13 protein-coding genes are annotated in these 21,081 nt (G+C 63.6%); 7 read left to right on the top strand and 6 right to left on the bottom strand.

Going from position 1 to position 21,081, the window contains the following annotated elements:
• Positions 1-277 precede the first annotated feature (277 nt).
• Positions 278-1,354, top strand: coding sequence for a peptide chain release factor 1 (prfA, locus tag H5P28_RS05410; RefSeq protein WP_185674696.1), 1,077 nt, complete (start codon positions 278-280; stop codon positions 1,352-1,354).
• Positions 1,355-1,533: 179 nt separating this feature from the next.
• On the opposite strand, the gene H5P28_RS05415 is transcribed toward prfA, so the two are convergent.
• Positions 1,534-2,883, bottom strand: coding sequence for a DEAD/DEAH box helicase (locus H5P28_RS05415; RefSeq protein WP_185674697.1), 1,350 nt, complete (start codon positions 2,881-2,883; stop codon positions 1,534-1,536).
• Positions 2,884-3,222: 339 nt separating this feature from the next.
• On the opposite strand from H5P28_RS05415, the gene H5P28_RS05420 reads away from it, so the two are divergent.
• A complete protein-coding gene (locus H5P28_RS05420) occupies positions 3,223-4,845 on the top strand; it encodes a fumarate hydratase (protein WP_185674698.1) in 1,623 nt (540 codons plus the stop codon).
• 105 nt (positions 4,846-4,950) lie between these two features.
• Here H5P28_RS05420 and H5P28_RS05425 read toward each other — a convergent pair whose 3' ends face one another.
• The 3 genes from H5P28_RS05425 to H5P28_RS05435 form a co-directional block, all read right to left on the bottom strand.
• Complete coding sequence (locus H5P28_RS05425) at positions 4,951-7,011, bottom strand: ATP-dependent DNA helicase (protein WP_185674699.1); 2,061 nt, start codon at positions 7,009-7,011, stop codon at positions 4,951-4,953.
• A gap of 94 nt (positions 7,012-7,105) precedes the next feature.
• On the bottom strand, positions 7,106-7,609 hold the full coding sequence (locus tag H5P28_RS05430; RefSeq protein WP_185674700.1) for a hypothetical protein: 504 nt from the start codon (positions 7,607-7,609) through the stop codon (positions 7,106-7,108).
• Positions 7,610-7,749: 140 nt separating this feature from the next.
• Positions 7,750-8,286, bottom strand: coding sequence for a L,D-transpeptidase (locus H5P28_RS05435; protein ID WP_185674701.1), 537 nt, complete (start codon positions 8,284-8,286; stop codon positions 7,750-7,752).
• Here H5P28_RS05435 and H5P28_RS05440 point away from each other — a divergent pair.
• From H5P28_RS05440 to H5P28_RS05460, 5 genes are all read left to right on the top strand, one after another.
• Entirely contained in the window at positions 8,285-9,298 is a 1,014-nt protein-coding gene (locus H5P28_RS05440; protein WP_185674702.1) for an aspartate-semialdehyde dehydrogenase, read from the top strand. The two genes, H5P28_RS05435 and H5P28_RS05440, sit on opposite strands and share 2 nt — an antisense overlap.
• Positions 9,299-9,717: 419 nt before the next feature.
• A complete protein-coding gene (locus H5P28_RS05445) occupies positions 9,718-12,426 on the top strand; it encodes a [protein-PII] uridylyltransferase family protein (protein WP_185674703.1) in 2,709 nt (902 codons plus the stop codon).
• Between the two features lie 79 nt (positions 12,427-12,505).
• Positions 12,506-15,106, top strand: a complete 2,601-nt coding sequence (locus H5P28_RS05450) for a carboxy terminal-processing peptidase (RefSeq protein WP_185674704.1) — start codon at positions 12,506-12,508, stop codon at positions 15,104-15,106.
• Positions 15,107-15,409: 303 nt separating this feature from the next.
• Positions 15,410-15,850 (top strand): RNA recognition motif domain-containing protein, encoded by a 441-nt coding sequence (locus H5P28_RS05455; protein WP_185674705.1) that lies wholly within the window; start codon positions 15,410-15,412, stop codon positions 15,848-15,850.
• A gap of 144 nt (positions 15,851-15,994) precedes the next feature.
• A complete protein-coding gene (locus H5P28_RS05460; protein WP_185674706.1) occupies positions 15,995-16,645 on the top strand; it encodes a phosphoribosylanthranilate isomerase in 651 nt (216 codons plus the stop codon).
• A gap of 86 nt (positions 16,646-16,731) precedes the next feature.
• Here H5P28_RS05460 and H5P28_RS05465 read toward each other — a convergent pair whose 3' ends face one another.
• Entirely contained in the window at positions 16,732-17,463 is a 732-nt protein-coding gene (locus tag H5P28_RS05465; RefSeq protein WP_185674707.1) for a hypothetical protein, read from the bottom strand.
• A gap of 18 nt (positions 17,464-17,481) precedes the next feature.
• Positions 17,482-21,075, bottom strand: coding sequence for a hypothetical protein (locus H5P28_RS05470; RefSeq protein ID WP_185674708.1), 3,594 nt, complete (start codon positions 21,073-21,075; stop codon positions 17,482-17,484).
• Positions 21,076-21,081: the final 6 nt, after the last annotated feature.

The raw sequence follows: 21,081 nt of genomic DNA on the forward strand, positions 1-21,081 counted from the left end.
TTCACTGCAAAGGCGCAAAGAGGCAAAGTTTTTTCTGAGCTACATGCTGCGTGCACTTGAAGATGCGTTTTTAACTAACCACAAAGACACAGAGCCACAAAAAGCACAGAGGGAGATTGTGTGGCCAATAAAGTCAGCTTCCCTCTTACTTCTTTGTGCCTTTGCGCCTTTGTGGTTAATCTATTCTTTTAATCGTCGCTGCTTCGATTCGGCCCCCGCATCTTTAGCCTTGTCTTTGCGGGCGGGCTTTGCGGCGATGGGGGGCTTTAGAAAATCCATGGAAGGCATCCCCGACATCGCTCCGTTCAGGAACCGCAAGGAAGAACTCGACGCCAAAATGGCCGAGCCGGACTTTTTCTCCGACCAGCGCCGTGCCGCCGAGCTCTCGCGCGAGCATACCCGGCTGAGCGGCATCGTGGCCCTTTACGATGCCGCCGACAAGCTCGAAGCCGACCTGGCGGGCAATCGCGTCATTATCGACGATCCCGAGACCGACCCAGAGCTCAAGGAACTGGCCGCCGAGGAAATCGCCGGGCTGGAGGAGCAGGTCGCTCAGAAGCGCGACGAACTGCTGCTGGCCATGCTGCCACCGGACCCGAGCGACTCGCGCAACACGATTGTCGAAATCCGTGCCGGGGCCGGGGGGGACGAGGCGTCGCTCTTCGCCGGGGACCTGACGCGCATGTACCACCGCTTCGCCGATCAGCGAGGCTGGACCGTGGAGCCAATGGGGGCGAGCGAATCCGATGCGGGCGGTTTTAAGGAAATTTCCTTTCTCATCACGGGCGACGACGTTTACAAGGTGCTCAAGTACGAGAGCGGCGTCCACCGCGTGCAGCGCGTGCCAGTGACCGAGGCCAGCGGGCGCATTCACACCTCGACCGCGACCGTGGCCGTGCTCCCCGAGGCCGAGGAAGTCGATATCGAGATCAAGACCGAAGACCTCGAAATCACCACCACACGCGCCAGCGGCGCGGGCGGTCAGCACGTCAACACCACCGACTCGGCCGTGCAGATGACGCACAAGCCCACCGGTCTGACCGTCTATTGCGCCGACGAGCGCTCCCAGCACAAGAACCGGGCCAAGGCGTTGACCGTGCTTCGCTCCCGTTTGCTGGAGCAGAAGCAGCGCGAGGAACAGGAAAAGTACGCCGCCAACCGCCGCAGCCAGATCGGCACTGGCGACCGCTCCGAGCGCATCCGGACGTATAACTTTCCGCAAAACCGTCTGACCGATCACCGCATCGGCCTGAGCCTTTCGCTGCCGCAGGTGATGGAGGGCGACCTCGACGATCTCGTCGAAGCCCTCCGCCGGGCGGATCTCCAGGCCCGCCTCGACGCAATGAACAAGTAGGCGCGGCCTGCCCGCCAGCGGGCAGAGATATTCGATCTGCCGGCTTTTGTGAGCCATCCTTGTGTGGTCACATGGCTGAGGATATGGAATGCCCAATTCCCGCGATTTATCCGTACATCAAAAAAATGCCGCGGATGTTGGTCCGCGGCATTGAGAAAAAAAGGTTGCGCTCGGTCCGCTTAGCGGCCGGTCGGGGCCTGCTGTTTCTTGCGGGGGCCGTTCGAGCCGAAGGACTTGCCGCCACCGAAGGACTTACCGCCGCGCGAGGGCTTTTGGCGGAAGCTGCCACGCTTTTTGAAGGAGCCGCCTTTGCGTCCCGCAGGAGCGCGGTCTTCGCGGCGCTTGCTCGGGTTGCGGTAGCGCAGGGCGACGGGCTCGGCGTGGAAGGGGTGCTCCTCCTCGACCGGGATACTCTGCCGGATGAGCTTCTCGATTGAGAAGAGCAGGGGCAGTTCCTCGGCGCTGTTGAAGGAGACGGCCAGGCCGCTGGCTCCGGCACGGGCGGTGCGCCCGATACGGTGCACGTAGCTGTCGGGCTCCATCGGCAGGTCGAAGTTCACGACGAGCGTCACGTCTTTGACATCAATGCCACGGGCGGCCACATCGGTCGCTACCAGCACGCGGATTTCGCCGCTGCGGAAGCGGTTCAGGGCCTTCTGGCGGGCGGCCTGGGTCTTGTTGCCGTGGATGGCGTCGGCGGGGATGCCTTCGTGGGTCAACTGGTTGGCCAGGCGGTTCGCGCCGTGCTTGGTCTTGGTAAAGATCAGGCTCAGTTCGTCGGGGTTGCCGTCGGAACGCTCGTTGAGCAGGTGCGTGAGCAGTGTGCGCTTGTGCTCGTGCTGCACGAAGTAGAGCTTCTGCTCGACCTTCTCGGCGGTGGTGGCCGCCGGGGCGATACGGATTTCCTTCGGGTTGCGCAGCAGGGTGGTGGCCAGCTCGGCGATCTGCCCGGCCATCGTGGCCGAAAAAAGCAGGGTCTGGCGCTTGGGCGGCAGTTCCTTGGCGATGCGGCGGATGTCGTGGATGAAGCCCATGTCGAGCATGTGGTCGGCTTCGTCGAGGACGAAGGTTTCCACCTGATCGAGGTCGAGGCAATTCTGCTGGTACAAGTCCAGCAAACGGCCCGGTGTGGCCACGAGTACGTCAAGGCCGCCCTTGAGCGTGCGTTCCTGCGGACGCTGGGAGACGCCGCCGTAGACGAGCCCGACGTTCACGCGCAGATACTTGCCGTAAGTGTGGAAGCTGTCGGCGATCTGCACGGCCAGTTCCCGGGTGGGAGTGAGCACGAGCGTGCGCACGCTGTAGGGTTGCGGGCGTGACTTCATCTTGGACAGCCGGTCCAGCATCGGCAGCGCGAAGGCTGCGGTCTTGCCGGTACCGGTCTGCGCACAGGCCAGCAGGTCGTGGCCTTCGAGAAGGACGGGAATGGCCGCCGCCTGGATGGGCGAAGGCGTCGTGTAGCCCTTTTCGGACAAAGCGCGGTGAAGGGGCGCTGCGAGAGGAAGCGCCTCAAATGAGGATTCGGACATGGTTGTTGGGGGCAGCTATGACGCCGCTGCACATGGGCTCGATGAGGACTATTTAGATAAACCCGAAACCAACCGCTCACCGTCTGGACCGAATCAGGGGATGGCAGCCACGATTCAAAGGAATTCGCTACCACCAAAATGCAAGTCGCGGATAGTGCAGGTCCGCACGCCGGGTGCAAGCTAAATTATTAACTTTCTGCCATTTGTGGCCGAGGGCGCCGGTGGCGGTAGTGTAATGTTGAAGTCTTCAGAATAAGTTTGGCTTCTATTAGTATCTCTTGACATAAAGGGGCCTTCGCCATTGGATGACGTGCTAATCTTATTGAGGAAGACTGACTAATGCCAACGCCTGAATTCGTATATCAAGAGGTCCTGCCGCTGGGCGAGGACAAGACCGAATACCGCCTCCTGAGCAAGGAAGGGGTTTCGACTGTGTCCTTCGAGGGGCGCGAAGTGCTCAAGGTAGAGCCGTCGGCGCTCGAGTTCCTGGCCCGCGAGGCATTTCGGGAAGTGAGCTTCAAGCTGCGCCCGGCGCACCTCAAGCAGGTGGCCGCGATTCTCGATGACCCCGAGGCGAGCGAAAACGACCGCATGGTCGCGCTCACCATGCTCCGCAACGCTGAGGTCGCCGCGCACGGCGTGCTGCCTTTCTGCCAGGATACCGGCACCGCGACCATCGTCGGCAAAAAAGGCCAGCAGGTCTGGACCGGCGGCAGCGACGAGGCCGCGCTGAGCAAAGGCGTTTACGACACCTACACGCAGGAGAACTTGCGCTACTCCCAGACTGTCCCGCTGGACATGTACAAGGAGAAGAACACCGGCTGCAACCTGCCCGCGCAGATCGACCTCTACGCGACTGAGGGCGAGGCGTACAAGTTCCTCTTCGTGGCCAAGGGCGGCGGCTCGGCTAACAAGACCTACCTTTACCAGGAGACCAAGGCGCTCCTGAACCCCAAGTCGCTCGAAAAGTTCTGCATCGAGAAAATGGCCTCGCTCGGCACCGCCGCGTGCCCGCCGTACCACCTGGCCTTCGTCATCGGCGGTACCTCCGCCGAGATGTGCCTGAAGACGGTCAAGCTCGCCTCGACCAAGTACCTCGACGCGCTCCCCACCGAGGGCAACGACTACGGGCAGGGCTTCCGCGACGTGGAGTTTGAAAAGCTCCTGCTCCAGCGCGCCCGCGAGAGCGGGATCGGTGCGCAGTTCGGCGGCGCGAACTTCGCGCTCGACGTGCGGGTGATCCGCCTGCCGCGCCACGGGGCCTCGTGCCCGGTCGGGCTCGGCGTGTCCTGCTCGGCGGACCGCAACGTCAAGGGCAAGATCACCCGTGACGGCATCTTCCTCGAAAAACTGGAGGACGATCCGGGCCAGTACATCCCCGAAGAATTCCGCCAGATCAATACCTCGGAAAAGGCGATCAAGATCGACCTTAACCGCCCGATGCCCGAGATCCTGGCCGAACTGAGCAAGTACCCGGTGACGACCCGGCTCTCGCTCTCGGGCACGATTGTGGTGGCCCGCGACATCGCCCATGCCAAGCTCAAGGAGCGTCTCGACGCCGGGGAAGGGCTGCCGGAGTATCTCAAGAACCACCCGGTTTACTATGCCGGTCCGGCCAAGACTCCGACGGGCTACGCCTCCGGCTCCTTCGGCCCGACGACCGCCGGTCGCATGGACAGCTACGTGGATATTTTCCAGGCCGCGGGCGGCTCCATGGTCATGATCGCCAAGGGCAACCGTAGCCAGCAGGTGACCGACGCGTGCAAGAAGCACGGCGGCTTCTACCTCGGCTCCATCGGTGGCCCCGCCGCCATCCTGGCCAAGGACAACATCAAGAAAGTCGAACTGCTCGAATACCCGGAACTGGGTATGGAAGCCGTCTGGAAAATCGAGGTCGAAGACTTCCCGGCCTTCATCCTGGTGGACGACAAGGGCAACGACTTCTTCAAGCAGTTGCGCTAAGTCGCCATCCGCGCAGGCGCATGCGCCTGTCATGGTTTTTCACTACAAAAAAGGGAACCCGTGCGGTTCCCTTTTTTTTGTCGGAAGCGGCGGCGACAACTTCTTTTAAGAAGGCCCGAATATGCCTTCGCGGTCGTGGCGGTTGAAGCGGGTGAAGTGGCGCTTGGGCAGGGCCTCGATGAAGTGCCGCCCGTACTCTTTTTGCAGGATGCGCGAGTCGAGGATGACGATGCGGCCCCTGTCGTCCTGCTTGCGGATGAGCCGTCCGATGCCCTGCCGGAACTGGATGACGGCCTCGGGCAGGGTCATCTCGGCGAAGGGGTTGCCGCCGCGCTTACGGATCCACTCGGCGCGTGCCTCGGCCACCGGGTGGGTGGGGATCTCGAACGGCAGGCGCGTGATGACGACTTGCGAGAGCGCCGGGCCGGGCACATCGAAGCCCGTCCAGAAGCTCTCCGTGCCCAGGAGCACGGCGTTGCCCGCCTCGACGAAACGGTTCTTCAACTCGGAGCGCGAGAGACCCATGCCTTGCCACAGGAGCGGGCGGCCCGCTTTTTCGAGCACGGGGGCCAGTTGCGTGGCCACGCGGTTGAGGTCGGCGTAGCTGGTAAAGAGGCCCAGTGTGCCGCCCTCGGTTCGCAGGGAGCAAAAGCCGATCATCTCAGCCAGGTAGGAAATATCGAGCCGGTTGCTCGTGCGGTCCGGTCCGGGAGCGTCCTCGGCGATGGCGATTTCGACGTGGTTCTCGTAGTCGAAGGGCGAGGCCTCGATGCCGGTTTCCTCCCCCTCGGCCCCGGTGCGGCGGAGAAACGGGGCCATCGTGCGCCCGCTGGTCAGGGTAGCGCTGGCCAGGGTGATGGAAGTGTCTTTTTCAAAAAGCGTTTCGCGCAAAAACTCGGCCACATCGACGGGGGCCGTGCGCAGGGTGACGATCTGGCGTCGGCGTCCGGTCTTCTCCAGCCAGTAAACCTCGCCCTCGTCCTGAAGTGTGAGGCAGTGGGTGATGCCCTTGAGGTAGGCGTCGAGACGCTGGGCGTGGTCGGTCAATTCCTGTTGCGTGCCTTCGTCGGTGATGTCCTGACGGAGGCGCTTGAGCATCCCGGTGACGGTGCCCAGCGGGCGGTGCAGGAGCGGATCGGTCCAGTCTGGTTTGAGCAGGCGCAGCACGTCGCGCTTGTCGAGGTATTGGCGGCGGATGGCGTTGAAAAACGATTCGCTCGCGCTGATGGCTCGGACCACGCTTTCCTGGTCGGCACGCTGGGCCAGACGCGAGAGCAGGCCCTTTTTCGTCTTCGGGTTGTAGAGGATTTTCAGGGCCCGCTCGATGGCGTAGGAGCTGATGTTGAGCCCGCAGTGGTTGGTGGCGATTTCGGGCACGGTGTGCGCCTCGTCGAGCACGAGGAAGTCGTCCGGAAAGAGCACACCGCGCGCGCCTCCGGCCGGGGAAAGACCGGCGCTGATGAGGCTGAAAAGCAGGCTGTGGTTGACGATGACGACCTGCGCCTGCGCCCGCTCGGCCAGCGCCCGGCGGTAGAAGCAGGTTTCCGGTGAGCAGTTTTTGGAGTTGCAGGAGGAGCCGTCGGCGTTGACCCACTCCCAGACTTCGGGGGAGGGGGCCGGGGCGAGTTCCTCGCGCAGCCCGGTTTTGGTCTGGGTGGACCATTCGCAGATGCGTTCCAGTTCCTCGGCCTCGATCTTGTTAAAGAGGTCGCCACGGGTCTGAATGGCCCGCGCCAGGCGGTGTCCGCACAGGTAGTTACCGCGTCCGACCATGAGCGCGACCCGGAAGCCCCGGAACGGCTCCAGCTCCGGCACCTGATCGAAGAGGCGGCGCACGAGCGGGATGTCGTGGTTTTTCAACTGCTGCTGGAGCGCGATGGTGTGCGAGGAGACGAGCAGCGGGCGTTTTTCGGAGACGGCCTGGAGGATGCCGGGCACGAGGTAGGCGAGGCTTTTGCCGACGCCCGTCCCGGCCTCGAAAACCAGCGGCGTGTCGGTGGCCATCGCGCGGGCGACGGCCTGGGCCATGGCCTCCTGCTGCGGACGATGCTCCAGCCCGAGCCGCCGGGCGAGCCAGCCTGTGGGCGCGAACACCCGGTCCGCCAGCTCCACGGCCGGCGGAGTCGAGGGCAACGGGCTTCCCCCGCCTTCACGAAATCCGATCATCGCCCCGCAGCATCACCGCTGGTTCCTGCTTTGGCAAGGAAGGACGGATCAAGGTGCGTGGTCGCACAGGACAATGAAGGGGGTGGTACTGAGTTTAGGGGCGCGGGTAAATCTGTTCGCCCGCGTCAAGACCGTCCTGGATTTCCTGTTTGGACTTGATGAACTTGACGTTCGGGCCGGCCTTTTCCCAATCGAAGGTCTTGCCGACCACGTAGTAGGTGACGGGCAGTTTCGGGACGTTTTTGATCGTGGCGGTGGCCTTGGCGGCGGTGATGACCTGCGCGGCCATGCTGTCGCTCTGGCTCAGGCTGGCTATGGCCCACATCTCCTGCCCGACGACCCAGACCTCGTCGATTTTCAGGCTCCAGGCCGGGGAGGGGACCTGCAAGGTCAACCCGATGACTTGCTCAGCCATGATTTCGACATTGCCGCTTTCCAGGCCTCTGCTCGGCATCTGGTTTTCCATTTTCGCGATTCCCTCGGCCATCGGGGCGGTGTACTCCTTTTCGGCCTCCTGGGCGGTTTTACTGTCGCAGGCGGACAGCAGGCAGAGCAGGGGAAGGGCGGACAAAAGGGGCAGCAGGCGTGTCATTTTCATCCCGCGAGACTAAGACCCGCTTCCGGCGCTCGGCAAGCGCATATAGACGACGAAGCTGGTTAAGAGTTTGAGAGTTTGAAGGTTTGAGAGTTAGGGGGAGATTGATGGTTTAGACTGATTGTCCAGTGTGGGCATGCGCCTTACTCGATGAGGACGAGGGTGCCGGAGGGGACGGCGTTGTAGAAGTCGATCATCTCGGCGTTGCGCAGGAGGACGCAGCCGTGGCTGCGGGCGTTGGCGAAGTCGGCCTCCAGATTGGTGCCGTGGATGTAGATGTAGCGGTCGTGGCTGTCGCAGCCGGGTCCGGCGTTGTGGCCCGGTTCGAGTCCGCGCAGCCACAGAATGCGCGTGGTGACGAAGTTGCGTTTTTCCTCGGGGCCGTACTCCCAGTAGCGCTTGCCGGTGGGGATGCGGCCGATGAAGACCATGCCCTCGGGGGCGCCGTCGCCGATTTTCTCGTCAATAAAGTGCAGCCCGGTCGGCGTGCCGAGCGAGTTTTCCACACACGAGGGCGGGTTGATCCCGAAGGCGGTGTCGTAGGTGCGCACGAGAGCGCCATTGAGGAAGTGCCTCAGTTTCTTCTCGCCAAGACTGACATGAATCGCATGCTGTGTCGGTTCAATTGACAGCCGGGCACACCTGGCTAAGATACTAGAATAACCGTTAAAAACCACCATGAGCTATCGAGTCGGCATTGTCGGCGCCACCGGCGCCGTTGGTCAAGAACTGATCGAACTGCTCCATCGTCGGAATTTCCCGATGGAGTCCCTGACGCTGCTTGCGTCCAAGCGTTCGACCGGGAAGACCATCACCTGGGAAGACAAGTCCTGGGTCGTCGAGGAAGCCGTGGCCTCCGCCTTTGACGGGCTGGATGTCGCGATTTTCAGCGCCGGAGCCTCGACCTCGAAGGAACTCGGCCCCGAAGCGGCCAAGCGTGGCTGCGTGGTGGTGGATAACAGCTCGGCCTTCCGCATGGACGCGGATGTGCCGCTCGTCGTGCCCGAAGTCAACGCCCATGCCATGCGCGAGCACAAGGGCATCATCGCCAACCCGAACTGCTCGACCGCCGTCGCGTTGATGGGCCTGTACCCGCTGCATGAGGCTTTCGGGCTGAAGCGCTTTACCGCCGCGACCTATCAGGCCGTTTCCGGCGCGGGCGCGTCCGCCATGCAGGAGTTGGTTGACCAGCTTCACGCCTGGGCCAAGGACGAGCCGTTGAAGGTCGAGAAGTTCCCGCACCAGATCGCCTTCAACGTGCTCCCGCACGTCGATGTCTTCTACGAGGACGGCTACACCAAGGAGGAGCACAAGATGCTCAACGAGTGCCGCAAAATCCTCGGCCTGGAAAGTCTGCGCGCCTCCACGACCTGCGTGCGCGTGCCGGTCCTGCGGGCCCACAGCATCGCGATCAACGCCGAGTTCGAGCGCCCCGTGGACCTGGCCAAGGCCCGCGAAGCCATCGCCGGTTTCGCCGGTGCCGAGCTGTGTGACGACCCTGCCCACAACCGTTACCCGATGCCCCTGGACTACTCGGGCAAGGAAAAATGCGGGGTGGGACGCCTGCGTATCGACTCCGCGCTCGACAATGGCCTGGCCCTCTGGGTCGTCGGCGACCAGCTCTGGAAGGGGGCGGCGCTCAACGCCGTCCAGATCGCCGAGGAACTGCACCGTCAGTCCGCGTTGGCCTGAGCCGGTCCGCGTTGGTGGGCGGGCTGAGCAGTTGGCCTGTTTCGTTTTTTTATCGCCAAAGGCGGCCTCTTGCGGGGCCGCCTTTTTTGATGAAAAAATAGAAGGGAATTGCCCGCGAAGACACGCGAAGTCCACCTTTCTATCACACCGTTTCTAAACCGAAATGAGACCGTTTTTGATAAAGAAAGAGATTTAACAGGAAGGCCGGAAAGAACGGTAAGCAAGACCTCCGGCTTTTCTTCCCTTGCTTCCCGGCCTTCCTGTTAATCCTTTTTACGGTATCAGAATGGGTGAGATGAGATATAAACTTCGCGCCTCTTCGCGTGTCTTCGCGGGCAATCCTCTTTCCCTTCTTTTTGCGGGCGGCGATGTCAGGCTTATCTTGTCGAAGCCGTCCGGAACTGGTAGCTACATAAAAAATGTCGGAATCGTGGCTGCAACGGCTTCGGGCGTGGTCCCCGCACTTTGCCCGGCGTCTGGAGCGTTTCCCGCCGGAGCGCGAATGGCTGGACCGTGAACTGGCGCAGGGGCGCGACTGGGACACGGCTGACCTGGAAAAACTCTGGGCGGAACTGGCCCCGCAGGAGCCGCAGGTGTGTTCCGAGGCCGCGCTGGGCACCTTGCAACAGTTGCGCCAGCGGGTTTCCCTGCGGGTCGCCGCCCGCGAGATCGCCGGGCTGGCCCCGGTCGATACCTCGCTGCGGGAAATGACCCTGCTGGCCGAGTTTTGCCTGCGCAGGCTCTGCGGCTGGCTCTGGGCCGAGTTGACGGCCCGGCACGGCACGCCTTTTAACGAGGAGACCGGGCAGCCCGCCCGCTGGTGCGTGATGGCGCTGGGGAAGTTCGGCGGGGGCGAGTTGAACTTTTGCTCCGACCTCGACCTGGTTTACGTCGTGGACGGGCACGGCCCCTGCGAAGGCGGGCCGGGCCGCTGGGACAGTCGGCAATTCTTTGACCGGTTTTTTCGCGACCTGTCGGCCCGCCTGAGCCAGAATGCGCCCGAGGGGCAGCTCTACCGGATCGACCTGCGGCTGCGCCCCGAGGGCGAGACCGGACCGCTGGTGCGGACCTTTGCCGCGCTCACCGGCTACTATTGGAGCGCGGGGCAGCTCTGGGAGCGCATGGCCTGGATCAAGGCTCGCCCCGTGGCCGGGGACCGGGCGCTGGCCGGGGAGATTCTCGAAGAGCTGAACCCCTTCCGCTATCCGCGCAGCCTGACCGGCAACCTCGTCTCCGAAGTCGCCGGGCTCAAGGCCCGCACCGAGCGTGAAGTGGTCGGCGAGGCCCGTCTGGCCGCCGACATCAAGTCCGGTCCCGGCGGTATCCGTGAAATCGAGTACCCGGTGCAGGCCCTGCAACTGCTCGAAGGCGGCCGCAACCCTTTTCTCCAAAGCGGTTCGACGCTGGAGGCTCTCGGCCAGCTCGCCCGTTACGGGCTGCTGCCGCCCGCCGAGGCCGGGGAGCTGACCGAGGCCTACCGTTTTCTGAGAATGGTGGAGAACCGCCTGCAAATGCGGGCGGATGCGCCCGCCCACCTCCTGCCCGAGAACTCCGGCCAGCGCGAAGCCTTGGCTCTTAGCCTTGGGTTCGCAGACTGGGTACATTTTCTGGACGAGCTGGACCGGCGGCGGGAACGCGTGCATGCGCTGTTCGCGGACCGCTTTGTCACCCCGCTGGACGAGCACCGGCTGGAGGCGTGGAGCGCTTTTTTGGCGGGGCAAGAGCCCGAACCCTTTGTCCGTAGCTGCCTTCAGCAGTGGTTCCCCCGGGCGGAGGACATCCCGGCCCGGCTGCGGCACTTTGTCCTCGGAGACGCGCAGTTTCTGATCACCCGGGACCAGGTGCGGGCCTTTCTCGATCTCTCACAGCACTGGGACGACCTGCTTCCGCGCCTGGCCCGGCCCTTGCGGACGCTGGAGCGGGTGGGGGACTTCGCGGAGCAGTACGGCTCGCGACGCCAGTTTTTCCAGGCCGGCGGCAATCCCGGTCTCTTGCGCACGCTCTGCCTGCTGTTCGATCGCAGCAACTTCATCTTTACGCTTTTTTGCCGCCACCCGGAGATGGTGGACGAACTCATGGCCGAGGCGCCCCGGCGGCGGAAAAACCGGGACGAGTTGCGCCGCGAAGTCGGCCTGCTGCCGCGCGGGGAGGATTTTCCGCGTTTGCTGTGGCTCTACGTCAAGGCTGAGCAGGTCCGGCTCGCGATGGGAGAGCTGCTCTATGACCTTCCTCTGGAAAAAACGACCCGCAGCCTGGCCGCGCTGGCCGATGTCGCGGTGGAGGCTGCGCTGGCTGAGGCGGACCCCGAGGGCGAGTTGGCTGTGATCGCGGCGGGAAAGTTTGGCGGCGGGGCCTTGACCCCCGGCTCGGACCTTGACCTCATGGTCTGGGGGAGCCGTAAAAACCTCACCCGGCAGGGAGAAAAAGCCCGCGCGCTGACCCGCCTGCTGGGCTACCGGACTCCGCTGGGGCCGGTTTTCGAGGTGGATCAGCGTTTGCGGCCCCACGGGCAGGACGGCCCGCTGGTGGTGACGCCGGAAGCTTTTCGGGAATATCACGCCGGGGCCGGGGCTCAAGCCTGGGAGCGGCAGCTTTTATGCCGTTGCCGCCCGGTGGCGGGAAACCCGGACCTGCTGGCCGATTTCGAGCGCCAGCGGGACGAACTTCTCTACGCCGGGGCGCCGCCGCAGGCGGCAGATTTCCTGGACATGCGCGCCCGTATCGAAGCCACCGCCGCCCCGGAGGCGGCATCCGCCTACAAGACCGGCCCCGGCGGGCTGGTGGACGTTGATTTCGCGGCCCAGTGGCTCCAGATGACGTGCGGACGGGCCGAAACCGCCCTCCGCCGCACCGATACGCGCAAAATTCTGCGAACCGCGGCCCGAATCGGTTGTCTGGATAAGGCGGTGGCCGAAGACCTGCTCGAAGACCACGGCTTTTTGCGCATGATTGAACTGAACCTGCGACGCGTCGATTTTACCGGTGTCTCCCGCCTGCCGGAGGGAGAGGTTGAGCGGCGTTCGCTCGCGCACTGGATGGGCTACGGGGACTTCGCGGGGCTCCGGGCCGACCTGTCGCGCCGCATGGCCCGGGTGCGGGGGCATTTTAGCCGCCTTTTCGAAATGTAAATAGCGTTCGACAAATTCCGATACCCGAATATGCTCTTAAAACTCCGCGCGAGTAATCTCCAACCTCTCTGACTCAACCATGAAATTTGCCAGATCCATCAGCCTCGCCCTGTTCGTGTTCCTCGCGGGGGGGGCGCTCGCCCAGGCCGAGAAGCTCAACAGCGCGCCCTTCGAGACCACCGGCACCATGCGGGAGGAAACCCGCTACCTGATCCAGTGCCTCGAAACCCAGCACTACCTGAACCAGCCGCTGAGCAAGCTCGACAGCGAGGGCTTCATCAAGTCCTACATCCAGGACCTCGATCCGCAGCACCTCTTTTTCCTCCAGAGCGAGATCAACGACTACGAAGCCCGCTTCGGCCCGAGCCTGTACCTCTTTCTGGAGCGCGGACGGCTCTATCCGGCCTTCGTGATCTTCGAGGACTACCGCGACCGCGTCATCGCCCGCGCCGCCTGGGTGCAGGAGCGCCTCCAGCAGGACTTTAACTTCACCAGCGAGAGCACCTACGCCCCCGACCGCTCGAAGACCGAGTGGCCCGCCACCGAGGCCGAGGCCAACGCCCTGTGGGAGAAGCGGATCGAGTATCAGGTGCTGGACCAGATCCTGAGCGAGATCGACAACGACGAGGTCGCCGTGGACGAGGCGGTGAAGGAAAAAGTCGATGCCACCGCCGCCGCCGAGGTTGTCGTGGCAGCCGAGGAAGTTGTCGTGCCCGAGATCACCCCGGAAATGCTGACCGAGGCCCGCGACGTCATCCGCAAGCAGTACGAGCGCATGGAAAAATCCGTCACCGAACTGGAGGCCAGTGACGTGCAGGAGATTTTCCTCACCGCGCTGACCCACATGTACGACCCGCATTCGACCTATTTTTCGGCTAACTCGCTGGAGGAATTTTCCATCGCCATGCGTAACTCGCTGGTCGGCATCGGTGCCGTCCTGCAGGACAACGAAGGCTACTGCACGATCAAGGAGCTACTCCCCGGTGGCCCCGCCGAGCGCAGCCGCGAGCTTGACCCCGAGGACCGCATCCTGGCCGTGGCCCAGGGCAAGGACGGGGAATTCGTCGATGTGGTCGGCATGAAGCTGACCAAGATCGTCAAGCTGATCCGGGGCAAGGAGGGCACGCTGGTGCGCCTGCTGGTGCGTCCGGCCAAGGGCGACCCCTCGGACCGCAAGACCGTCAACCTCGTGCGTGACGAGATCAAGCTGACCGCCAACCTCGCCAGCGCCGAAGTCTTTGACGTGCCTGCGGGCAACACCACGGTTCCCATCGGGGTGATCGAGCTGCCCGCCTTCTACGGCTCGGGCGACCCGTCCTCCGATGAGCCGAGCACAACCGGCGACGTGGAGGAACTCATCGGCAAGCTCAAGGACATGGGCGTGAAGGGCCTCGTGCTCGACCTGCGCCGCAACGGCGGCGGTCTCCTGACCGAGGCCATCGGCCTGACCGGACTCTTTATCCCCGACGGCCCCGTCGTGCAGGTGCGCGACATCATGGGTCAGGTGCAGGGCCGCGTGGACGACAACGGAATGGTGGCCTGGGACGGGCCGCTCATCGTGCTGGTTTCGCGCTTCAGCGCCTCGGCCTCCGAGATCGTGGCCGGTGCCCTCAAAAACCACAACCGCGCCATCATCGTCGGTGACGAAGAAACCCACGGCAAAGGCACGGTGCAGGCGATTTTCGAGATGAACCGCTCGAACTTCCTCTCCTCGGTCAAGCCCCGCCGCGGCGCGGCCAAGGTCACGGTCCAGAAGTACTATCTGCCCGACGGCACCTCGACCCAGATCAAGGGCGTGCGCTCCGACATCGTGCTGCCCTCGGCCAACATGCTCCTGCCCATCGGCGAGGACGACCTGCCCAACGCCATGGCCTGGGACTCCATCCCCGGCATGGAGTGGAGCTACAGCATCGATTTCACACCCGAGGGCGAGCCCATCAGCCCCGCGCTGCTCGACGACCTGCGCCAGCGCAGCATGGACCGGCAGGGCGCGCTGGAGGAGTTCACCTACCTCAACGACAACATCGACTGGGTGAAAAAACGCCGCGAGCAAAAGGACTATTCGCTCAACCTCAGCGAACGCCTCGCCCTGCGCAAGGAAGACGAGCTTTTCCAGCAAAAGATGAAGAAGGGCCTGCGCGAACTTGCCTCGCTCAATTTCCCCTCCGAATCGGTCCTGCTAAAAGTGACCGAGGAGCAGAACGCCGAGCACGAGGCCTACCTGGCCGAAATCGCCGAGCGTGACGCCCAGGAGGCCGCTCAGGCGGAAAGCACCCCGGCTAAAGGAGCCGAGAAGGCCGCTGAACCGCTCAACGACGCCGCCCCCAAGACGGTTGACGCCGGAGATGCTTCCGAGACCCCGGCTGTGGCTGAGTTTAACCCGAAGTCGAAGCTCGAAATCGAGAGCCTCGAATCCGCCGCCAAAACCGTTTACACGCCAAAGGAAACCTTCGATCCGGACGCGCAAGTGAAGGAAGATGTTGAGGTGCAGGTGTTCAAGACCAAGGACGGCGAGAGCGAAACCGTCCGTGTGGAGGTTGACGAAGAGGAAGACTTGCCCGACTTTGACATCCACTTGCGTGAAGCCCTCCGCATCATGGCCGACTGGGTGGAAATGAGCGAGCAGGCCGCGCCGTCCGCCCCGCTGGCCGCCAACGCCACCAAGGACAAAAACGGCTGAGTTCAGGGCAACTGTCGAAAGAACAAGCTCATTGGCGGCTTTCGGGCCAATTATTTCCCACCCACCGTCCAAGCCCGGACGGTGGGTGTTTTTCGTGTCGGCTGCCAGGTCTTATCACGTGATGGCAGTGGGTATTTGCCCCGCCACAGGGATGAAAAGGGCTTAACATTCTAAAATTTGCTATTGCTAATTAGCGCCCATGCTATAACGAATGGCGGCTCACATGAATCAATAATGGATGGACGGGCTTCGAATCCCTCAACCCGGGCATTCATTTAAGGGCTAGACGCCAAAGGTAATACAATGGACATCTACGTGGGGAACCTCCCCTATGAACTAGACGAGCAGACGCTCCAGGATGCCTTCGCCGCTTACGGTGAAGTCGAAAAGGTCAAGATCATCATGGACCACGAAACGGGCCGCTCCAAGGGCTTCGCCTTCGTGACCATGAACGATAACGAAGCAGGCCAGAATGCCATCGCCGAACTCAACGGCGCTGAGCTCAACGGCCGACCCATGAAAGTCAATGAAGCTCGCCCGCGCGAGGAACGTGCCCCCCGCCGTGATTTCGGCGGCGGCGGTGGTGGTTTCGGTGGCGGCGGCGGCGGCGGTGGCTTCCGCAAACCGGGCGGTTTTAAGCGCGGTGGCGGCGGCTTCGGCGGCGGCGGCGGTGGTGGCGGCCATCGCGGCGGGCGTGATCGTCGTGGCGGCCGTGGCGGCTACCAGGACGGTTTCGGCGACTAATTCGCTCCTACCTCCAAACCCAAACTCTTTCGGGCCTGTGCGGATACTATTCCGCACGGGTCTTTTTTTTGCGGGCGGGCAGTTGGTGCCCCGGCGGTGTTGTCCGGCCTTGCCGGGAGCGTAAAACTGATGCAGGGTGGTGGGGTGATCAACGGACTCACAGTCAAGGTTTGCGGTATCACCCGCTGGGCGGATGCCGAGCTCGCGCTCGAACTGGGCGCGGACTATATCGGCATGATCTGCTACGCGAAATCGCCCCGTGCGGTCACGCTGGAGCAGGCGCGCGACCTGTGCAACCGCATCCCGGCGGGCAAACGGGTGTTTGTCGATGTCGCCACCGGGACGGACGAGTTGGAAAACTTCGCTGACCTCGGCTTCGATGCCTTTCAACTGCACTTCGACCTCGATCTGAGTCTGGCCACGGTGGCGGCCTGGTCGGGGATTGTCGGGCCCGAAGCGCTCTGGCTGGCCCCGCGCCTGCCAGTGGAGGAGGACTTCCCGCAGCCGATCCTGGAGTTTGCCGACACCGTGGTGCTCGACGCCCACAGCAAGGCTGTTTACGGCGGCAGCGGCCAGACGGGCGACTGGGGGCGCTTCGCGGATCTGTCCACGCTCTACCAGCACAAGCGCTGGGTGCTCGCCGGTGGCCTGAGTCCGGAGAATGTCGCCGAAGCCGTCCGCCAAAGCGGCGCGACCATGATCGACGTCAACAGCGGTGTCGAAAGCTCCCCCGGCGTCAAAGATCCGGCCCGGCTCCGCGCCCTGTTCGCTGCGCTCGGCCAGCTCGCTCAGTAATTTTGTAGCGAAGGCCGAGGGGGCTGAGCCCTTAGTATTTATGCCAAGGACCTCGGTAACACCACACGAGGTATGGCTCGGCGGGGTCAGGGAATCCGGGCTGCCCGGTCGCGTATCAGGAGGACCGGGCGGGGGTCGAGGATGCTGTCGTCGCCGAGCTTCGGACGTAAAAACACGTAGTAGCGCGCGTCAGCGGCCATAGGGAATTCTGACCCGCCAAAACGGTACCATTGCTGGTCCTGCGGGGACTGGTAGGCCAGTTTCAGTGTAGCGTAGATGCTGGTGTCATCTTCTCTGCTGGCGGAGGGCCGGATGGTCTGCACCCTTTCCTGACCGGGGTGCATGACCTCGATGGGCTGCTCCTGTACGCTGACGGCGACCGGGTACCTGGACGCATTGACGAAGCGCACGCTGCCCAAGGGAGCGACTTGGGCGGAGTCATTGAGGACAAATGTCCCGTAGGGCAGGACGGTATCATTGGGGCCTTTTACCGGGCCGGGAAAAAGCATCACCAGCGGATGCTCGATGCCGGGAGGGATGTTGACCAGGGCCAGCGTTTGTTCGAGCCCTTGCCCGTCTTTTTGCGAAATGGCGAAGGGGCGTCCGGGCTGGTAAGCGTAGGGCCCGCTGAGAAAGCCGGGCCGGATTTTCAGGTAGTAGGGGCCGCCGGTTTTGGGGGACTGATAATAGGCCCCGCTGAGGCCGTCGGCCAGTGTGCCCAGTCGGAAGGCTGGCGTGCTGGGGGTCTGGGCGTGGAGGAGAGTCGAGAGTACGCAAAGTAGCGGCCACAGGCACAGGCAGGTGTATCGAAGTATCATGACAACGAGGGGATGCGGTTAGATATCATCCGCCCCCAGCCACCGGAACGAGCGCACGACGAAACGGCGGCCAAGTTGACGGTTGAGGGACGAGGTGAGGGCGGCGGGGGCGATGTCGGGCGAATCGGCGGCGGCCTCCATGTACTCGGGCAGCCGTTGGACAAGGGCCTCGCACCAGGCGCGACCCTCGACCGTCCCGTCCAGTGGCGAAACAGACTCGCCGTAGGCGCGCACGACAAAGGTGTCGGAGCGGGGCGTGAGGGTGGCCCCGATGGCGGCGAGTACGTCGGCCTGGGTGACGTCGCCGGGGACGAAGTAGTTCGAGCGGGTAAACGGGTTGTTGCTGGTGTTGCGGTTGGTGCTGTCCCAGCCGAGGTAGGCCTTTACGTCGTAGTCGCCGGAGAAACCGTCACCATAGCCGTAGTTGTCCTTGTAGATGTTCAGGTTGCGCCCGCCGCTTTCGATCATGTAGTTGATGCGGGAGGCGTCATCGCGGTTGGCGTTGCCCTGGTCGTTGTCAATGGCGGCCTGGATGGCCCCGCGCAGCCGCTGCTTGTCGTCGTCGGAGCCGGGTGCGCGGTTAATGAAGTCCGACAGCGAAAGGAACGGGCCGCGGGCGCGGACTTCATCGACGAGGCGCTCGGCCAGGCCGTCGAGTTCGGCCTCGGTCAGTTCCCGGTAGCCGCTGTAGTGTTCCGTGGCGTTGGCGACGGTGTTGCCGTCCATGCTCTGGCGCGTGGAGGCGGCCTTGGTCTGCCACAGTCGGGAGAACGGGTTGCTGAGGGACTCGGCGTCCGCGTCGTCAGGTTGCATGGGGTCGTAGCGGAGTCCGTTGAGAGAGCCGAGAACAGCCCGCCAGGCCTGAATCGACGTCGAGTTGACATTGAACGCGCCCTCCAGCATGAGCCGGGTGGAGGCGAGTTTTCCTGCGTTGTCTGCGATGTCGGTGCGGGCCGGGATTTGTCCGTCCTGCTTGAGCCAGGTTAGACGGCTGTTGGGAAGTTGCTGGGGAAGGGCGCCGGAGCCCGGAATTGTCGAAAAGAAATAGCGATCCCAGAGCGCGTCGTTAAGCCGGTAGGACTGATCGTAGAGCGTCTGCGCGAGGGGGCCGAAGCCGGGGCCACCGACGGGATCTGCGTAGCCGGAATCAACGGCGACGGAGGTTTCACCGAGCCCGACGCGGAAGTCGGCCAGCGAGTTGCCGATGGCGTAGCCGGGGCTGGTGACATGGGCTGAGGTGAGCGCGTGGCGCAGGTCGGCGATAGAAAAAAGCGGATGCTCCTCGGAAGGAAGTTGAAAAAGCGTCGGGCGCACGTAGCGACCGGCGTAGGGAGAGCTGCGGTCGAAACTGGTGTTGTTGTAGTCGTTGCCGAGGGGGACTTCGCCCTCGACCTGGGAGTTGGCCATGACGGGGACGACGAAGGAAGTCCCCGAGCCGTAGGAAATGTCGGAAAAATTGCTGGCGAGTCCGAAGTACTGCGGGTTGATGGTGAGCCCGCCCCCGGCGACCTCCTCCATGCCGGTGCGGTTGAGCATGTAGGCGCGCGGGTTGGCGGCGGCGATCCAGCGCGTGGGCAACGGGCTGGCGAAGACCCCGCCGGCACCCAGGGAGTGAAAGACGTCCATCTCGACAAGGGCGGTCGGCCCCAGCGAACTGTCGGGCAGGAGCGGCAGCGTGAACGTCGGCTCCTCGTAAATAGCGGTGTGGTTGTTGGCACTGGCTCCGACGGGAGTAGTGACGCCGACGCGCCCGATCCATTGGTAGAACCCGGCCGTGTTCGTCGAGCCGGGGTTGAGGGCCGAACCGGGCGCGGCTGTGCCCGCTCCGGGCGTGCCGAGATAGAGGTTGGCTTCACCCATATTCTGGAGCGGGACTTTGAACGTACCGGTTTCCTCGGCGGGGACGCTCAGGCTCGCGATGCGGGCGCGGGCGTTACGGGTGTGGTCGTAGATCTGACGGTTCTTGCGCCGCTCCAGCATGAGCAGCGAGGTGCCCGTGAAGTCGTAGTCTTGCACGCCCTGCGGAAGCATAAAGGAGATGGTTTCACCGGGCTGCCAGGGCCGGTCCATGACGAGATTGAACCGGAAAAAATGCCTGTCATTGGTCAGTGGGTTTTCGAATTGGCCGGAAGAGAGGTTGAAGGTGTAATCGTTCGATGTGACGGAGCCGTCGGCGGGGTTCGTTGTTTCCAGCGTGATCGTGACGGTGCCTCCTTCCTCCAGGCCGGATTGCTGGCGCGGGGGCTGGAAGCCGATTTCGTAAGTCCCGGCGGCGAGGGGACGGTCATAGGGGTTCCAGAGAAAGACGCGGGGCGAGGCGTACACCTCAATGATCTGCCGGGTGGAATCGGCGGAGTCGGGCAGGATCGCCAGCGAGTAGCTCATGCTCGCGAGCATGAGCACCGGGTTGATTCCCTGCCGGGTGGAGGTGGGCGTTTGCGGCTGGAGTGTACCCCGGGCGGATTGGCCGAAGCGGGCGAAGTCCCGCAGCAGGCCCCAGGTGGGCGGATTGGTGTAAAAGGCCGAAGCGCTCGGGCCGTAGTCGCCGTCGCCATCGGCGAAGAGAAAGCGTCCGTTTTCCTCTTCGGTGCTGCCACCGCCGTTTTCGAGGATGCGGCTGAGGTCGCGCTTGAGCCCGCCCCGGCGTGTATCGGTCAGCACTCCACTGGAGCCGATGCTCAGGTCGTGGAAGCGCTCGCGCAGTTGAGTGGAATCAACGCCGGAAGCCACCAGCGGGAGCTGGGCCGGGCTGAGTAGTTCGCCCAGGATCGTGTTTTCCGGCTGGGAAGCGGAGGGGAGCGCCGTCAGGCCGTCAATTTTATCGGCAGCCACGCTTTGCGCGGTTCCGAAGCTCCAGGCCAGTTGCTCCGTGCGGTCGGAGGTGGCGGCTTCATCGTTGGGATAGGGGTTGACGAGGTTCAGGCGGGCCTTTGTTCCCTCGTCACCGACCCAGTAGGCGTAGGCCCCGGTTTGAGTCTGGCCATCGCCATCGTGGAGCGGGACGAGCGGTGCCGCCACGTACCCGGCAACCGCATTGTTGGTGGTGCCCATGGTGCCGGGGCCGACAAGCAAACGGGCCGGGGAGCTGCCGAGTTGGAACTCCTGCAAGGCGCTGGCGGAGGCGGACAGCACGGGGCTCAGGACGGCGCTGGGCAAGTGCCCGGGCGTGCCGGCGGAAACGATCATGCCGAAATCTTCGCCGGACTGCCGCGCGTCCAGCGTGAGGCCCTCGTTTCCACTGACCAGCCAGTTGAGCAGCAGCGGGTCGCGTTCGTCGGCGTCGGGAGCGTTGCGGTTGCCCCAGACGCCGGTCCAGTAACGGGTGCCGTCCTGCCCGCCGGTGATATCAGCCGTTGCGGTGATTCGCTGGTCCGGACCGGCGTAGCGCTGGAGCTGATTCAGGGCGGTTTTCAGGCCGAAGAGGGCGTTTTGCCGGGCATAGGTCTGCTCCTGTACCAGTTCCGAGGTCCGTAACTGCACCTGGGTGAAAATTCCCAGCGAGGCCAACAACAACAAGAGCATCCCCATCAGCACCAGCGCGACGATAATGGCAAAGCCCCCTTCGTTTCTGCGAAGGTGCGGACGGGACGGGCTGGGGGCAGGAGGGGGCATGGGGCG

The organism is Ruficoccus amylovorans (genome assembly GCF_014230085.1).
Lineage (GTDB): Bacteria > Verrucomicrobiota > Verrucomicrobiia > Opitutales > Cerasicoccaceae > Ruficoccus > Ruficoccus amylovorans.